At 32.2% G+C, this 15445-nt stretch carries 15 protein-coding genes and 1 other annotated feature (1 of these 16 running past the window's edge); all 15 genes read left to right on the top strand.

The genetic code is table 11. From position 1 onward, the window contains the following. Position 1: 1 nt before the first annotated feature. Positions 2–589, top strand: coding sequence for an imidazoleglycerol-phosphate dehydratase HisB (gene hisB / locus OCU55_RS18355; RefSeq protein ID WP_261853747.1), 588 nt, complete (start codon positions 2–4; stop codon positions 587–589). A 132-nt stretch (positions 590–721) separates the two neighbouring features. After that, positions 722–1324: an imidazole glycerol phosphate synthase subunit HisH gene (gene hisH / locus OCU55_RS18350; RefSeq protein ID WP_261853746.1), complete on the top strand. Its 603-nt coding sequence runs from the start codon at positions 722–724 to the stop codon at positions 1322–1324. After that, positions 1321–2040 carry a 1-(5-phosphoribosyl)-5-[(5-phosphoribosylamino)methylideneamino]imidazole-4-carboxamide isomerase gene (hisA, locus tag OCU55_RS18345; RefSeq protein WP_261853745.1) on the top strand — a complete coding sequence of 240 codons (720 nt, stop codon included), beginning with the start codon at positions 1321–1323 and terminating at the stop codon, positions 2038–2040. The genes hisH and hisA overlap by 4 nt, the downstream gene beginning before the upstream one ends. Before the next feature lie 121 nt (positions 2041–2161). Further along, a complete protein-coding gene (gene hisF / locus OCU55_RS18340; RefSeq protein ID WP_261853744.1) occupies positions 2162–2923 on the top strand; it encodes an imidazole glycerol phosphate synthase subunit HisF in 762 nt (253 codons plus the stop codon). 28 nt (positions 2924–2951) lie between these two features. Next, positions 2952–3257, top strand: coding sequence for a phosphoribosyl-AMP cyclohydrolase (gene hisI, locus OCU55_RS18335; protein ID WP_261853743.1), 306 nt, complete (start codon positions 2952–2954; stop codon positions 3255–3257). A 134-nt stretch (positions 3258–3391) separates the two neighbouring features. Further along, on the top strand, positions 3392–3718 hold the full coding sequence (gene hisE, locus OCU55_RS18330; protein ID WP_261853742.1) for a phosphoribosyl-ATP diphosphatase: 327 nt from the start codon (positions 3392–3394) through the stop codon (positions 3716–3718). Positions 3719–4395: 677 nt separating this feature from the next. Beyond that, positions 4396–4836, top strand: a complete 441-nt coding sequence (locus OCU55_RS18325; protein ID WP_261853741.1) for an FHA domain-containing protein — start codon at positions 4396–4398, stop codon at positions 4834–4836. A gap of 33 nt (positions 4837–4869) precedes the next feature. Then, complete coding sequence (locus OCU55_RS18320) at positions 4870–6090, top strand: FtsW/RodA/SpoVE family cell cycle protein (RefSeq protein ID WP_261853740.1); 1221 nt, start codon at positions 4870–4872, stop codon at positions 6088–6090. A gap of 3 nt (positions 6091–6093) precedes the next feature. After that, positions 6094–7566, top strand: coding sequence for a peptidoglycan D,D-transpeptidase FtsI family protein (locus OCU55_RS18315; RefSeq protein ID WP_261853739.1), 1473 nt, complete (start codon positions 6094–6096; stop codon positions 7564–7566). Between the two features lie 155 nt (positions 7567–7721). Beyond that, positions 7722–9587 (top strand): excinuclease ABC subunit UvrC, encoded by a 1866-nt coding sequence (gene uvrC, locus OCU55_RS18310; protein WP_261853738.1) that lies wholly within the window; start codon positions 7722–7724, stop codon positions 9585–9587. A 22-nt stretch (positions 9588–9609) separates the two neighbouring features. Next, positions 9610–10341, top strand: a complete 732-nt coding sequence (locus tag OCU55_RS18305; RefSeq protein ID WP_261853737.1) for a phosphatase — start codon at positions 9610–9612, stop codon at positions 10339–10341. A gap of 65 nt (positions 10342–10406) precedes the next feature. Continuing rightward, complete coding sequence (gene murB / locus OCU55_RS18300) at positions 10407–11327, top strand: UDP-N-acetylmuramate dehydrogenase (protein ID WP_261853736.1); 921 nt, start codon at positions 10407–10409, stop codon at positions 11325–11327. Between the two features lie 96 nt (positions 11328–11423). After that, complete coding sequence (locus OCU55_RS18295) at positions 11424–12890, top strand: spore germination protein (RefSeq protein WP_261853735.1); 1467 nt, start codon at positions 11424–11426, stop codon at positions 12888–12890. Positions 12891–12895: 5 nt separating this feature from the next. Further along, entirely contained in the window at positions 12896–14086 is a 1191-nt protein-coding gene (locus OCU55_RS18290) for a Ger(x)C family spore germination protein (protein WP_261853734.1), read from the top strand. A 10-nt stretch (positions 14087–14096) separates the two neighbouring features. Then, positions 14097–15215, top strand: a complete 1119-nt coding sequence (locus OCU55_RS18285; protein ID WP_261853733.1) for a GerAB/ArcD/ProY family transporter — start codon at positions 14097–14099, stop codon at positions 15213–15215. A gap of 206 nt (positions 15216–15421) precedes the next feature. Beyond that, positions 15422–15445, top strand: a binding site (T-box leader) (it continues 195 nt past the right edge of the window).

Below are 15445 nucleotides of genomic sequence, written 5' to 3'. Positions count from 1 at the left end.
TATGAGAGAGTCAGATATAAAAAGAAAAACTGGTGAAACAGATATTGAGGTTAGTTTGAAAATAGATGGAGAAGGTAAATATGAAGTGAACACGGGAATAGGATTTTTCGATCATATGCTCACTTTGATGTGTAGACATTCTCTTATGGATATTAAGATAAAAGCAAAGGGAGATCTTTATATAGATGGGCATCATACTGTAGAAGATGTTGGAATAACACTTGGGATGGCAATGAGAGAGGCTCTAGGCGATAAAGCTGGTATTAAAAGATATGGAACATCCTATGTTCCTATGGATGAAGCATTGGCCTTGGTATCTCTAGATTTAAGTGGTAGAGATTACTTGGTATTTGATGGGCCTATTGATACAAGCAAGACTTTAGGTAATTTTGATGTGGAACTGACAGAAGAATTTTTTAGAGCTGTAGCAGCTAATTGTGGAATAACTTTACATTGTAAAGTGTTATATGGAAAGAATAATCACCATATGATTGAAGCACTATTTAAAGCATTTGGAAGAGCATTTAGAGAAGCAACTTCTTATGATGAAAAGATAAAAGGTGTTATGTCCACAAAAGGTGTATTGTAGTTTATCTAAAGATGAAACACTTTAATCCGAAAGCTATTTTAAAAACTCCTCTGGGTTCTGAGAGGAGAGCTTGAAAATATGAGTCAAATTATGAAGTGGTTCATCTATATATAAATGAAATGAGGTGAAGATATGATTTCAATAATAGATTACGGAATTGGCAACTTAAGAAGTGTTGAGAAGGCACTTTGGAGTTTAGGTATAGAATCTAAGATAACTAGTAGTAAAGATGAGATAAAGTCCAGCAGTGGAATAATACTTCCAGGTGTAGGAGCTTTCCCAGCTGCAATGAAGAATCTTAGGGAAAGAGAACTGGATGAACTTTTAAAGGAAGAAGTGAAAGAAGGAAAGCCCCTTATAGGTATTTGTCTTGGAATGCAGTTACTTTTTCAATCTAGTGATGAAGTTAAGTACACTGAAGGATTGGGTTTTATAGATGGACATGTAAAGAAATTTGATATAAAAGAAAAAGTTCCTCATATGGGATGGAATAGACTTAAGTTCAATGTCCCAAGTGATACCTTAAAAGGAATAGATGAAGGTAGTTATGTTTACTTCGTTCACTCATACTACGCGCAGACTGATAAAACTAACGTAAATGCTTATGCTGAATACGAAGTAGATGTTCCAGCAGTGGTTTCAAAAGATAATGTAATAGGGTTTCAATTTCACCCTGAAAAGAGTGGAGATGTAGGGCTTAATATATTGAAGAACTTGAAGGGGCTGATAAAGTGATAATAATACCTGCTATAGATTTGAAAGATGGAAAGTGTGTGAGACTTTATAAAGGTGAGGAAGACACAACTCATGTAGTTGCAGAGAATCCGGTTGAGGTAGCAAAGTCCTTTGAGAATAAAGGAGCAGAATTTATCCATATTGTTGATCTTAACGGAGCTTTTAGCGGCAATCAAGCAAATCTATCAATAATAGAAGAGGTTGTGAAAAGTGTAGATGTACCTATAGAAGTAGGTGGCGGCATACGATCAATTGAAGCTATTGATAATTTGATTTCAATAGGAGTTAAAAGAGTTATACTAGGAACCTCAGCAATTAACGATAGTAAATTACTAAAATCAGCTGTTGATAAATATGATGAAAAGATAGCAGTAGGAATAGATGCTGCTAATGAAAAAGTTGCAATTAAGGGCTGGGTTGAAGTAACAGAAAAAAACTATATAGAATTTGCTAAAGAGTTAGAAAGCATTGGAGTAAAAACATTTATAGTTACGGATATCTCAAAGGATGGAACACTAGAAGGCCCTAATTTAGATATGCTTAAGGCCTTAAAAGAAAATGTAGCTAGTGCCAATATAATAGCTTCTGGAGGAATAAAGGATTTAGGTCATATAAATGAGTTAAAGAAATTAGATATTTATGGAGCTATAACTGGAAAAGCTATTTATTCAGGCAATCTTTATTTAAATGAAGCTATAGCACTTACAAAAAATTAAGTCTTGTGATGTCAAAGAATGTTGTTGAAATTAAGTTGATATAAAGCATCGGATGTATAGCCACTTAATTTCAACAGGTACTTAACAGTACCTAGATTTTACGTAGAAAGGGGTGGGATAATTGATCACGAAAAGAATAATACCATGTTTAGATGTAAAGATGGGTAGAGTGGTTAAGGGGATAAATTTTGTTGGATTGCAGGATGTAGGTGATCCTGTTGAAATAGCTAAGTTTTATAATGATGAAGGTGCAGATGAATTAGTCTTCCTTGATATAACCGCTAGTCATGAAGGCAGAAAAACAATGTTAGATGTAGTTGAAAGAACTGCAAATGAAGTGTTTATTCCTTTAACAGTAGGAGGTGGAATAAGTACAATCGAAGATATAAAGGCAATACTGAGAGCTGGTGCTGATAAGACTTCAATTAATTCAGCTGCCATAAGAAATCCTAAGTTGATTTCTGACGGTGCAGAACTTTTTGGTGAACAGTGTATTGTTGTTGCTATAGATGGCAAGATGAGAGAAGACGGTAGTGGGTGGAATGTATTTATAAACGGTGGAAGAATAGATACAGGTATTGATGCCATAACTTTTGCTAAAGAAGTAGCTAAAAGAGGAGCTGGAGAAATACTTTTGACAAGTATGGATGCCGATGGTACAAAGAATGGATATGATATAGAATTTTTAAATGCTATTTGTAGCACTGTCAACATCCCTGTAATAGCATCTGGAGGTTGTGGAAGTATGTCGCATATAAGAGATGTATTTAAGAATACAAATTCTGATGCTGCATTAGCCGCTTCCATATTTCACTATAAGGAAGCAGCTATAAGTGAGGTTAAAAAGTATTTAAGAGAAAATGAAATAGAAATTAGAATATAGGTAAAGTAAGCTGTTTGGAGGAGTTACAATGGAACCAAATTTTGAAAAGGGCTTAGTACCAGCAATTATTGTAGATGCAACTAATGGTGAAGTATTAATGCTTGCATATATGAATGAAGAATCCTATAAGAAAACCTTAGAGACAAAAACTACTTGGTTCTTCAGTAGATCTAGAAATAAACTTTGGAACAAAGGCGAAACCTCAGGGCACTTTCAAGTAGTGAAGGATATATATATTGATTGTGATGAAGATACTTTGTTAATCAAGGTTGAACAAAAAGGTGCTGCTTGCCATACTGGCGAAAGAACTTGTTTTTATAGAAAGCTTTTGTAAGCTAACATAGTTTATATTAGTTATAGGACGTTATAAAAATTTATGTTGTGATGGTCCTATAATTCTTATAATACAAAGTATGTGTGGTATTTTAGGTAAGGGTTATATTTAATAAAGGAGGGCTTGAAGTAGATATGGAAGATGAATTAAAGCAACTTTACGAAGTTATAAAATTCAGAAAAGAAAATCCTATGGAAGGATCATATACAAATTATCTATTTTCTAAAGGAAGAGATAAGATATTAAAAAAGGTTGGAGAAGAGTGTACTGAAGTAATAATCGAAGGCAAGAATGATAGCAAAGAAAATGGAATAAGTGAAATATGCGATTTGTTATATCATACTTTAGTTTTAATGGCTGATATGGGAATTGAGGTTGATGAAGTTTACCAAGAGTTGAGTAAAAGAAGTCAAAAGATAGGAAACCTAAAAAGTGAAAGAAAAGATATTGAAATACTATGATGCTGATAAAATTTTTATCAGCTCTTTTTTACTGCAAAAGGAATATAAGATTCTTATATAAAGATGAACTACTTCAATCCGAAATCTATTTTCAAAACTCCTCTGGGTTCTGAGAGGAGAATTTGAAAATATAAGTTTAATTATGAAGTGGTTCATCTATAGATGTACCACTTCGAACTGAAATCTATTTTTAAAACTCTCACGGTTTCTGGTGAGAGAATTTAAAAATAATAAGTTTCATTACGAAGTGGTACATCCATGGCTATGTAGTAAAGAATAAAACTTATTTGATTGTTAGATTTTCCTCATGTACATTAGGAAAGGCAGATGCGCAAAAAAATCGCTGAAGAAAGCCACTTCAGCGATTTTTTAAATAAAAGGCATCAATATAATGTGTTACAAATATATTATACAGTAAAAACATTAAATTTATAGGACTTTATTAAACAAAAAGAATAAAAATTTATTGTGAGAATATATTCAGAGATTTATGTGTAAGTTAATTTATGGAGTAAAAATATAAGTATAAAATCTTAAGAAAATATAAATTTTTTCAGTGAAAACGTATGAATTATAATTTGTCATGATTTAAGTTATAATTTATTGTATAATCAATATGGAGAAAGAAGAGAATAAAAGATAGGATAATCTTGGGTAATAAAGTTTGAGGTGAAGATATGGATTTTAAAAAGATAATGAGTGCAGTTTTTGGTGCTATATTTATAATAATACTTTATGTAATTATCTACTATGCACTAAAAATAATGTACAAGGATGTTAAAACTGGTGGGAAGAGAAGAACTTCGACGGCAAAGAAGACCCATGGAATTGAAGTTATAAAAGCTTTAGATAATCACCAACTTAAGCCGGGTTCAGTTATACCTGTGATGGATAGCATAACATTAGGAAGAAGAGAAGATAATTCGATAGTCTTAAATGATCAATTTGTATCAGGTCATCATGCAAAGTTATATTTGAGAAATGATGAATTTATTTTAGAAGATTTAAATAGTACAAATGGAACCTTTGTGAATGACAACAAGATTAGCGGAAGAGTAAAGTTAAGGGTTGAAGATGAAATAAGATTTGGTAGTACTATTTTTAGAGTTATCGACTAAAGAAAATAAAGTTTTTAGGCTTGAGGTGGTCAAATGAGTTCAATAAAGTATGAAAAGAGATTATTATTGATATCATATCTTTTATGTATAGCGCTATTTGGGGATTTAGCATTATTGAAGAATCCTATTGATATAGGAGCGCTAGTAATGGGTGGTATAATAATAATCTTAATTGCTTATGCGCATTTTATAATAAGAAGATTTTTTCCAGATGGAGATAAATTTTTACTGATTTTTTCGGCTATCCTATCTTTTATAGGTATAGCTATGCTATATAGAATAAATCCTCAATTTGCAGTAAAGCAGTTAATCTGGTTTATAGTTGGGATTACTGCTTATATATTGATAGTTGTTATACTGCCTGATTTAAGAAGTTTTACTAAGTATAAATACATATATCTTGGAATAACAGCTGTATTTATGCCTATGGCACTTTTTATAGGTACTGAAGTTTATGGAGCTAAAAACTGGGTTAAGTTTGGAGGATTTGGTTTTCAGCCTTCCGAAATAGGAAAAATATTTTTCGTATTATACCTAGCCGCAGCTTTATCTAACTATGAGGATAAAAAGAATATAATTCAAGATTTTAAGCAGCTTGTAGAGCCGGCCGCAGTTGTAATGGCAGTGATAGGCTGCATGGTACTTCAAAAAGACTTAGGGTCAGCTTTAATATTCTTTGGTATATCAGTTACTATGCTTTTTATAGCTACGGATAAATTAAAATATGTTATTACATGTTTATTGCTATTTTCAGCAGGTGCAGTGGCCAGCTATAATCTTTTTTCTCATGTACGAAAGAGGGTTATAATATGGAAAGATATCTGGAAGTATGCAAATGATCAAAGTTATCAGATAGTTCAAGGATTGTTTTCAATATCTTCTGGAGGCTTCTTTGGGGCTGGGCTTGGACAAGGGTATCCAGGTTTTGTACCAGTAAAAGAATCAGACTTTATCTTTGCAGTTATATGTGAAGAGTTTGGAATTATTTTTGGTATAGGGATCATGTTACTTTATTTCTTGCTCTTCTATAGGGGCATGAGAGCCGCACTTAGCACTGATGATAAATTTTCCCAGTTAAATGCAGTAGGATTTAGTGCTATGATAGTAATGCAGGTGTTAGTTATAATAGGTGGAGTTTTCTCAGTAATACCTCTTACAGGAATTACTTTACCATTGGTGAGTTATGGCGGAACATCAATGATGACTATGTTTTTTGCACTAGGAATACTTCAAAAGATTTCAGAGGAGGGCTAAAAGATGAAAGATTTATCAAACAGTATAAAAAAGGTATTGGTTGTTTATCTGGTTTTGATCTTAGCCCTAATTTCATATATTGCCTATTTTCAATTATTTAAAGCTAGTGAAATTGCTGCTAAACCACAAAATCAGAGACTGTGGGCTAAAAGGAATGAGGTTCTTAGAGGTACTATATATGATAGAAATAAGAACCCTTTAACAGCTTCATCTAAAAATGACTTGTTGACTCAGAATAGGGAGTATAAGGGTGGCGAAATATACTCTCAAGTACTGGGATATGTAAACCCTAAGTTTGGAATAACAGGACTTGAAAGTAAGTATGATGAACAGCTTACCAACTATCACAGTGTAACACTCAAAACATTTGTAAAATCATTAAACGTAGTAGAAGCTTTTAATAATAGAAATAAGACAGAAGATAAAGTTGGTAACAGTGTAATTACTACTCTAGATGATAAAATCCAAAAAGCAGCTTTCAATGCTCTTGGTGACAACAAAGGTGCAGTAGTAGTTTTAAATCCTAAGACGGGAGAAGTATTGGCGATGGTTTCTAAGCCCTCATATGACCCAAATAACTTGGATGAGGTTATGAAGCAAGCAAATGCGGGAAAGTATGAGGATTCACCACTTATAAATAGAGCGGTTATGGGAATGTATCCTCCAGGATCAACTTTTAAGATTGTGACTTTAGCGGCGGCTATAGATAATTTACCGGGTGTAACCAATAGGACTTTTAATGATACTGGTAAGATAGTTTTTAATTCTAAGGAGTCCTTAAGTAATCTGGATGGCCATGTATATGGTACTCTTAGTTTAAAGCAAGCATTAGCAGTTTCATCAAACTTTGTATTTGGTAACTTAGCACTAGAGTTAGGAAATGACAAATTGAAAACAATGGCAGAGAAGTTTGGTTTTAACAAAGATATTCCAGCAGATGGCATTACATTGGAAGATAGTAGATTTCCTACTTTAAAAAGTAATGAAAAGGGTAGTATAGCTCAATCAGGTATCGGACAAAGCAGTATTTTGGCTACACCAATGCATATGGCACTGGTAGCAAGTACTATAGCTAATAATGGAATAATGATGGAACCACAATTAGTTAATGAGGTTATAAATAAAGATGGAGAAGTTCTAAGTAAGAATTCTCCGAAGGTTGCTAGAAATGTTATTTCTCAAGATACATCAAATACTATAAAAAGTTATATGAAATATATAGTTGATGAGAGAATGCCTAGGGACCCTAGCTGGAAGACTGCTTTTGGAGGAACTGGTGCAGCAGGTAAAACTGGAACTGCAGATTATCAGTTACCAAATGGGCAGGATGGTGTTCCTCATTCATGGTTTGTGGGATTTGCACCAGCGGATAATCCACAAGTAGCAGTTGCTGTAATTATAGAAGGTGGTGGCGCTGGTGGTGTGAAAGCAGCACAAGCAGCAGGTTCTATAATGAAGGCTGCATTAAATAAATAAAAAACGATAAATAAGGTTTTAGGTAAACAATATTTTATATACGTATATTTGTTTATCTAAAACTATTTCTATATTTAAAATTTAAGCATGGTGTGAAATTAAGTGTCTTAAATATAGCTAAAATTTATTAAATACATAATTAGGAGGTACAATAAATGTTTGATTTTGAACATCAGCTTAAAATACTTCCAGATAAACCTGGGGTTTATATAATGAAAAATTCCCTAGGGGAAGTAATATATGTTGGTAAAGCTAAGGTATTAAAAAATAGAGTTAGACAGTACTTCCAAAACTCTAAGAATCACTCTGAAAAAACTAGGGCTTTGGTTAAAAATATTTCTGAGTTTGAGTATATAGTCACTGATTCAGAAATGGAGGCTTTACTCCTTGAGTGTAATCTTATAAAGAAATATAGTCCTAAGTATAATATAGCTCTTAAGGATGATAAATTTTATCCTTTTATAAAAATTACTACTAATGAAGATTTCCCGAGGGTGTATGTAACTAGGAATTATGCAAAGGATGGAAATAAGTATTTTGGACCTTATACAAATGTTCCTGCTGTATATGAAACTATAGGAATGATAAAAAAGATATTCCCTTTAAGAACCTGTAAGAGAGTCATATTGGAAGATGGAGAAAGAACTAGACCATGCTTAAACTACCATATAAAACAATGTAATGCACCTTGTGGTGGATTTGTATCTAAAGCTGAGTATGGGAAGATGATTGATGATATAACCAATATTTTAAATGGTAAGGATACGGAGCTTATAAAGAATTTAAGAAGTGAAATGAATATAGCTTCTGAAAACTTAGAATTTGAAAAAGCTGCAAAACTAAGAGATAAAATATTATCAATAGAATTCATAAGTGAAAAGCAGAAGATGTTTACAGCGAGAGAAGCTGACGAGGACTTTATTAATGTTTATAGCGATGAAAAAGATATTTGTGTTCAAGTATTTTTCCTTAGAGAAGGAAAGATTACAGGAAGAGAACATTTTATGTTCCAAGACAAAGCAAATGATGATGTTTCGGAAATAATATCTGAGTTTGTAACTTCTTTTTATGGTGGAACAGCTCAGCTACCTAAAAATGTTTATGTACCTGACATACAAGATATTGACTTAATGGAAGAGTTTTTGACTATTAAAAAGGGATCTAAGGTTTGGATAAAGATACCTAAAAAGGGTGACAAGAAAGATATGCTAGAAATGGTCCAGAACAATGCCAAAATGACTCTTGAACAATTCAAAGACAAAATATTGAAGGATAAGGAAATAAATAGAGTATCGCTTGAAGAACTTGCAGTGCTACTAAATCTTGAAAGTATGCCTATGAGAATAGAATCCTATGATATTTCAAATATTCAAGGGGTTGATTCTGTAGGAACTATGGTTGTTTTTGAGGAAGGTAAGTCTAAGAATTCGGATTATAGAAGATTCAAAATAAAAACAGTAAAAGGTGCTAATGACTACGATAGTATGAGAGAAATTCTTGAAAGAAGGTTTTCTCATGGTCTCGAGGAAATAAAGGCTATACAAGAAAGAAATTTAGAGTTTTCTAAGGGCAAATTCTCAAGTTTTCCAGATTTAATTATGATGGATGGCGGAAAAGGACAAGTAAATGTAGCTCTTGAAGTATTGGAGAAGTTTGGAATAGATATTCCTGTTTGTGGCATGGTAAAAGATGATAAGCATCAGACTAGAGGTTTGATATATAATAATGAGGAACTTATCTTAAGTAGAAGTTCAAATTTGATGCATATGATAACTAGGATACAAGATGAGGTACATAGGTTTGCAATAACGTACCATCGCTCTCTTAGAGATAAGAGGACATTGCATTCAGTATTAGAAGATATTCCTAATGTAGGTGGAAAACGAAGGAAAGAACTCCTTATGAAGTTTGGAAGTGTGGAAAATATAAAAAATGCTTCTTTTGAAGAATTGCTTGATACTCCTAGTATAGATAAAAAAGCAGCTGAAAGTATAAAAGGATATTTTGCATCAAAAAAATAATTTAAGAAGGAGTGTTTACTATATGAAGTATGTTTTAGATACACATACACACACAATTGTAAGCGGTCATGCATATACTACATGGTTAGAAAATATAAAATGGGCATCAGAAAACGGAATCGAAGTGTTAGCAACTACAGATCATGGCCCTAATATGCCTGGAGGTCCTCATCTATTCTACTTCAATAATATTAAGACACTTCCAAGAGAGCTTTATGGAGTAATCCATCTAAGAGGATGTGAAGCTAATATAATTGATTTTGATGGTAATTTAGATATCCCTAAAAGGACACAAGAGAGTCTGGATATCCTATTAGCCAGTCTTCATGATGTATGTATAACTCCGAGAACCAGAGAGGAGAATACAAGGGCATTGATAAATGCTATGGATAATCCTTTAATAGATATTATGGGACATATGGGAAATGCTTATTTTCCTATATATGAAGAAGAAGTTGTGAAAAAAGCCAAGGCTGAAGATAAGATAATAGAAATAAATAATAGTTCATTTAAGTCAAGGCCTGGTAGTGAAGCCACGTGCATAAAAATTGCAAAGATTTGTGCTGAATATGGCGTTAAGATTGTCTTAAGCTCTGACGCTCATGTATCATTAGATATAGGCAAGTTTCCTATTTCACATAAGATAATAGAAGAAGCAAAGGTACCAGAAGAGTTGATATTAAACACAGATAAAAATAAAGTTTTAATTTACTTAAAGAAAAAAGGCAAACTTTCTGATTTAAGCCTTGATTAAAGGGCAATAATTACTTTATACTATTTAATTGAGCGTATTTAATAAAATCATGAGGAGTTTTAATAATGAATAAGTATTTAGAGTTTAGTAAGCTGCTTTTTAGTATTTATGATGGAAAAGATATAGAACTAAATTCTCTTATGAGTGAGCACATATATTTTAAAGTTGGAGGACCAGTAGATATACTAGTTAATCCTAACAATGTTGAACAGGTGAAAAAGACTATTGATTTATGTAAAAAACATAATGTCCCATATTTTATTATAGGTAACGGCTCTAATATCCTTGTTAAAGACGGGGGAATAAGAGGTGTAGTGATAAAGCTTTGCAAACTTAATAAGATAGCAGTTAACGGCACTGAAATAGAGGCAGAATGCGGAGCACTTTTAGCAGATGTATCTAAACAAGCCTTAGCAAATAGTTTAACAGGATTTGAATTTGCTTGTGGTATACCAGGAAGTGTCGGTGGTGCGGTATTTATGAATGCAGGAGCTTATGACGGTGAAATTGTATTTGTAATAAAAGAAGCGATTGTTTTAGATGATAAAAATGAAATAAAAGTTTTAACCAAAGATGAGTTAGAACTTGGATATAGGTCAAGCGTTGTTATGCAAAAAGGATTTGTAGTTATTAGTGCTACTTTTGAATTAAAAGTTGGTAACCATGAGTCTATAAAACGAAGAGTAGATGAATTAACAGCTAGAAGAGAAGAAAAGCAGCCTTTAGAATACCCATCTGCAGGAAGTACTTTTAAAAGACCGCCAGGTTATTTTGCAGGAAAATTAATTCAAGATGCGGGACTTAAAGGCTTTACTATTGGGGGGGCCGGTGTTTCTGAGAAACATTCAGGTTTTGTTATAAATAAGGGAAATGCTACAGCAGAAGATGTATTGGCTGTTATACATTATGTACAATCTACTGTAAAAGATAAATTTAATGTGGAACTTCATCCAGAAGTTAGAATTATTGGTGAAGAGGCTAAATAAGGTTTAGCCTAAAAGAGCTTATATACTATTGATAGTATATAAGCTCTTTTTTTGGGGCAATTTAATTATAAATAACAGTATTTGGTGGTTGATATTATGAATGAGATAAGTTCTAAACTTCAAGAAAATTTAGCTGCCATAAAAAATGTACTTGGGTCAAGCAATGATTTAGTAATTAGAGAATTTGCTATAGGAAAAGATCAGAAGACTAGTGCATCAATAATATATATAGATGGACTTTCTGATAATGACACAGTAAATAGTCTTATTTTAAAAGCACTTATGCTGGATGTAAGAGTGTCTGATATAAGTTTACCTAGCAGTAATAATATAGATTGGTTTGAACTTATAAAAAGACATTCATTGGCTTTTGGTGAGATTGACGAAGTAACTGATATAGAAAAGATATATGAAAGTATATTGTCTGGAGAAACTATTTTACTAATAGATAGCAGTAGTAAAGCTATTTCAATAGATTCTAAGAATTGGGCTCAAAGAGGCATTGAAGAACCAAGTACTCAGACCGTAATTAAGGGACCAAAAGAAGGCTTTACTGAAACTCTAAGAACAAATACAGCCCTTATAAGAAGAAGAGTAAAAAATAAAGATATAGTATTCGAAGAATTTAGCTTAGGCACAAATTCTAAAACAGATTTATCGTTGGTTTATATAAAAAAAATATCTGATGAAAAGATTGTTGATGAAATAAGAGACAAATTGAAAAGGTTGGATATAGAATTTGTAGTTGGAACCTCAATTATAGAAGATTATCTAGAAGGAAACAAAGTTTCACCATTTCCAACCATATATAGCTCTGAAAGGCCAGATTTTGTGGCTACAGCTTTAATGAGAGGAAAGATAGCTATAGTGGTAGATGGTACGCCGTTTGTATCAGTACTTCCATCAGTATTTATTAATTTCTTTCAAACAACAGAGGAGCTTTATGTAAGAAATTATATGGGGAGTTTTATTCTTGTAATTAGATTTATAAGTTATGTGATGGCTCTATTAACCCCAGGAGTATACTGCGCTATACTTACCTTTCATCAAGAGATGATTCCAACAGCATTATATATAAGCATAGCGGCACAAAGGCTCAGTGTTCCTTTTCCAATAGCCTTTGAAACTTTTATTTTAGAAATAATATTTGATATCTTAAGAGAAGCTGCTGTAAGAATGCCTAGAGTGGTTGGACCAACTATATCTATAGTAGGAGCATTGATTCTAGGCCAGGCGTCTATAGAAGCAGGTATTTTTTCACCAATATTAATAATATTAGTTGCACTAACCGCCATTGCAACTTATGTATGCCCTAATTATATTATGGCAAATGCATCAAGATTATTAAGATATACAATACTAATTCTTGGAGCTACCTTAGGGCTACCTGGAATAATTAGTGGAATAATAGTTATAGTATTTCATCTATGTAGTATACAAAGTTTTGGAACTCCTTATATGGAACCTATGGCGCCAAAAACTATGGCGCCTAAAAATATAGCTAATGATTCTAAGGTGACTAAAGTTATTAAAATGATAATTAAAAATATATTTAAGAAGTGATGGCTATGAAAGTAATTTTTAAAATAATAAGTGCAATTTTAGTAAGTATAAATCTTGTAGGATGCTGGGGAGCTAGAGAACCTTCACAGATATCTATTGTAACAGCCTTAGGCATAGATAAAGAAGATGATAGATATTTAGTGACAGTTCAAATACTAAACCCAGGAGAAATTGCTTTAAATAAAAATTCAGTGGGAACACCTGTCACAACTTATAGAATGGAAGGTAAGACTATAGAGGAAGCCGTAAGAAGATTAAGCCTAGAGATACCTAGAAACATATTCTTAGGACACTTAAGGTTGCTAGTATTCGGTGAAGATTTAGCTAGAGAAGGTGTTGGAAAGACCCTAGACTATTTGTTAAGAAATACAGAGATAAGAAGCGATTTTTATATAACTGTAGTAAAAGGTGAAAAAGCAACAGAGGCGCTTAATATACTAACTCCATTGGAGAGAATTCCTGCAAATAAAATTTTCTTCTCTTTAGAGGTGTCTGAAAAAATATGGGCTGCGACTGCTACTATAAAATTATTTGAATTTATTGAAAGCTTGGAAAAGGACGGCGCTGAACCAATTCTCACAAGCATATTTGTACATGGCAAAAGTGATATAGGAATGAACATAAATAATATAGAAAATGTAGATGTTCCAACGAATATACAAGTTGGTCCGATAGCTGCATTTAAAGGTGATAAGCTGGTAGGGTGGCTCAATGATTCTCAGAGTACGTTAATAAATATTTTATTAGGGGATTCAAAAGGATTTTTAATAATAGTTCCATGGGTGGATCCTAACGAGTTTGTTAACCTTTCTGCTGAAAAATTGAGTAGGAAGATAATAGTTGAAGAAGTAATGGGAAAACCAAAGATAAAAGTAAATATAAAGATAAAAGCATCTATAACCGAAGCTATGGGCATTATACCTATTGATAAGCCAACTACAGTAACCCAAATAGAAAAAAAGACTGAAGAATACTTAAAATTAAGATTTAGCAAATCCACATCAGAGATACAAACTCAATTCCAAACAGATATCTTTGGATTTGGTGAAGTGATTAAGAATGAGAGATTTGATTTATGGAAGAATATTTCAAAGGATTGGAATGAGAAATTTCCTACTCTCCCTGTTGAGTATGATATTGATGTAGAAGTTACAGGTACTGGAACTACTACGAAATCACTAAAGCCTTCGCATTAAGGAGTGTGCTATGAATAGTAAAATAAGTTCGAGACAATTTCTTAGGATGATGATCTTATTCCAACTTGGAAGTGCGATAGCTATACCTCTAGCCACAAGTGCAAAACAAGATGCATGGATTGTAATATTGATGGGCATGACCTTTGGCACCATATTGACCTTTATGTACGTTAATATATTTAATAAAACTGAAGGAAATAACTTAGGAAAGATATTAGAGGAACTTTTAGGGAAACGTTTGGGTAAGTTTATATCATTATTATACATAGCATATTTTTTGTATACAGCAAATAGAGTAATAAATGACTTCAGAATTATTATAAAATCAACAGCATTACCACAGACCCCAAATATAATGATTATATTTATTATGAGCATTCCAGTTATATATTGTGTTTATTTAGGTATAGAAGCAATGGGAAGAGGAGCTGTACTTTTATACAAAACAGTTATGTTTACTGTAGTAATACTTTTTGGATTTGCATTTATCAATAAACTTCCTAAGTTAGAAAGACTAGAACCTGTTCTAGAATATGGATGGGGTCCAATTATAAAGGTATTATTTCCACTAGCTATAGCAGTTCCTTACGGTGAAACCATTACTTTTATGAATATATATAGTAATGTAACCGATAAGGATGCGCACAAGATAAGAAAAACAGCGCTTTTTTCAAATATAATTAGCGGTTTAATATTAGCATTAACATCAGCTATTAATGTGGCAATAATTTCAGCTACTATTGTAGAGATATCTATATTTCCCGTATTAAAAACAGTAGGGAGTATACAGATTGGAACATTTATACAAAGGCTCGATGTTCTGGCTATACTGCTTTTGATGCTAGGTGGATTTTATAAAATTCTTATATTTTTTTATTGCTCTGTAGAAATGACCATGACTGTTTTTGAAGTAGATCTAAAGCATAGAAATATTCTTATAGTAATCCTTGGGATTATAATGATATTCTTATCATACTTCTTAATGGTTAATCCAATACAACATTTTCATATAGGATTAGAGATTGTGCCTCTATATGTACATGTGCCATTACAGTTCATTATACCAGGAATTTTATTTATTATTTCCGTTGCTGGGAAAAAGAATAGATACTCCAAGACCTTAAGATGATTTGCAATGATATTTAACTTTAAGCTATATATTAATTAAAATATATTATAATAAAAGTTTTTCTTGATTTCGATAAAAATTTTAAGAAAGGAGTATTTGATTAGATTATTGTACATAAGATATATTAAATATTAATTAAAACATATTTCACTTGTAATTTAAATACATCTTTACAACTTATAACAAGTGATGTATAATCAATAAAAATAAAATCAATGAAGAGAAAAGTA

Origin of the sequence: Clostridium folliculivorans (genome assembly GCF_024341905.1) — a bacterium.
In the GTDB taxonomy this organism is placed as follows: Bacteria; Bacillota; Clostridia; order Clostridiales; family Clostridiaceae; genus Clostridium_AR; species Clostridium_AR folliculivorans.
This window is presented reverse-complemented; position numbering and strand designations above follow the sequence as displayed.

Bases quoted from the DNA above. Each gene is read 5' to 3' on its own strand.
- uvrC (WP_261853738.1), top strand. From the start codon at position 7,722: ATGTTTGATTTTGAACATCAGCTTAAAATACTTCCAGATAAACCTGGG.
- OCU55_RS18320 (WP_261853740.1), top strand. From the start codon at position 4,870: ATGAGTTCAATAAAGTATGAAAAGAGATTATTATTGATATCATATCTT.
- hisI (WP_261853743.1), top strand. From the start codon at position 2,952: ATGGAACCAAATTTTGAAAAGGGCTTAGTACCAGCAATTATTGTAGAT.
- murB (WP_261853736.1), top strand. From the start codon at position 10,407: ATGAATAAGTATTTAGAGTTTAGTAAGCTGCTTTTTAGTATTTATGAT.
- OCU55_RS18295 (WP_261853735.1), top strand. From the start codon at position 11,424: ATGAATGAGATAAGTTCTAAACTTCAAGAAAATTTAGCTGCCATAAAA.
- hisH (WP_261853746.1), top strand. From the start codon at position 722: ATGATTTCAATAATAGATTACGGAATTGGCAACTTAAGAAGTGTTGAG.
- OCU55_RS18315 (WP_261853739.1), top strand. From the start codon at position 6,094: ATGAAAGATTTATCAAACAGTATAAAAAAGGTATTGGTTGTTTATCTG.
- hisB (WP_261853747.1), top strand. From the start codon at position 2: ATGAGAGAGTCAGATATAAAAAGAAAAACTGGTGAAACAGATATTGAG.
- OCU55_RS18305 (WP_261853737.1), top strand. From the start codon at position 9,610: ATGAAGTATGTTTTAGATACACATACACACACAATTGTAAGCGGTCAT.
- OCU55_RS18325 (WP_261853741.1), top strand. From the start codon at position 4,396: ATGGATTTTAAAAAGATAATGAGTGCAGTTTTTGGTGCTATATTTATA.
- OCU55_RS18285 (WP_261853733.1), top strand. From the start codon at position 14,097: ATGAATAGTAAAATAAGTTCGAGACAATTTCTTAGGATGATGATCTTA.
- hisE (WP_261853742.1), top strand. From the start codon at position 3,392: ATGGAAGATGAATTAAAGCAACTTTACGAAGTTATAAAATTCAGAAAA.
- OCU55_RS18290 (WP_261853734.1), top strand. From the start codon at position 12,896: ATGAAAGTAATTTTTAAAATAATAAGTGCAATTTTAGTAAGTATAAAT.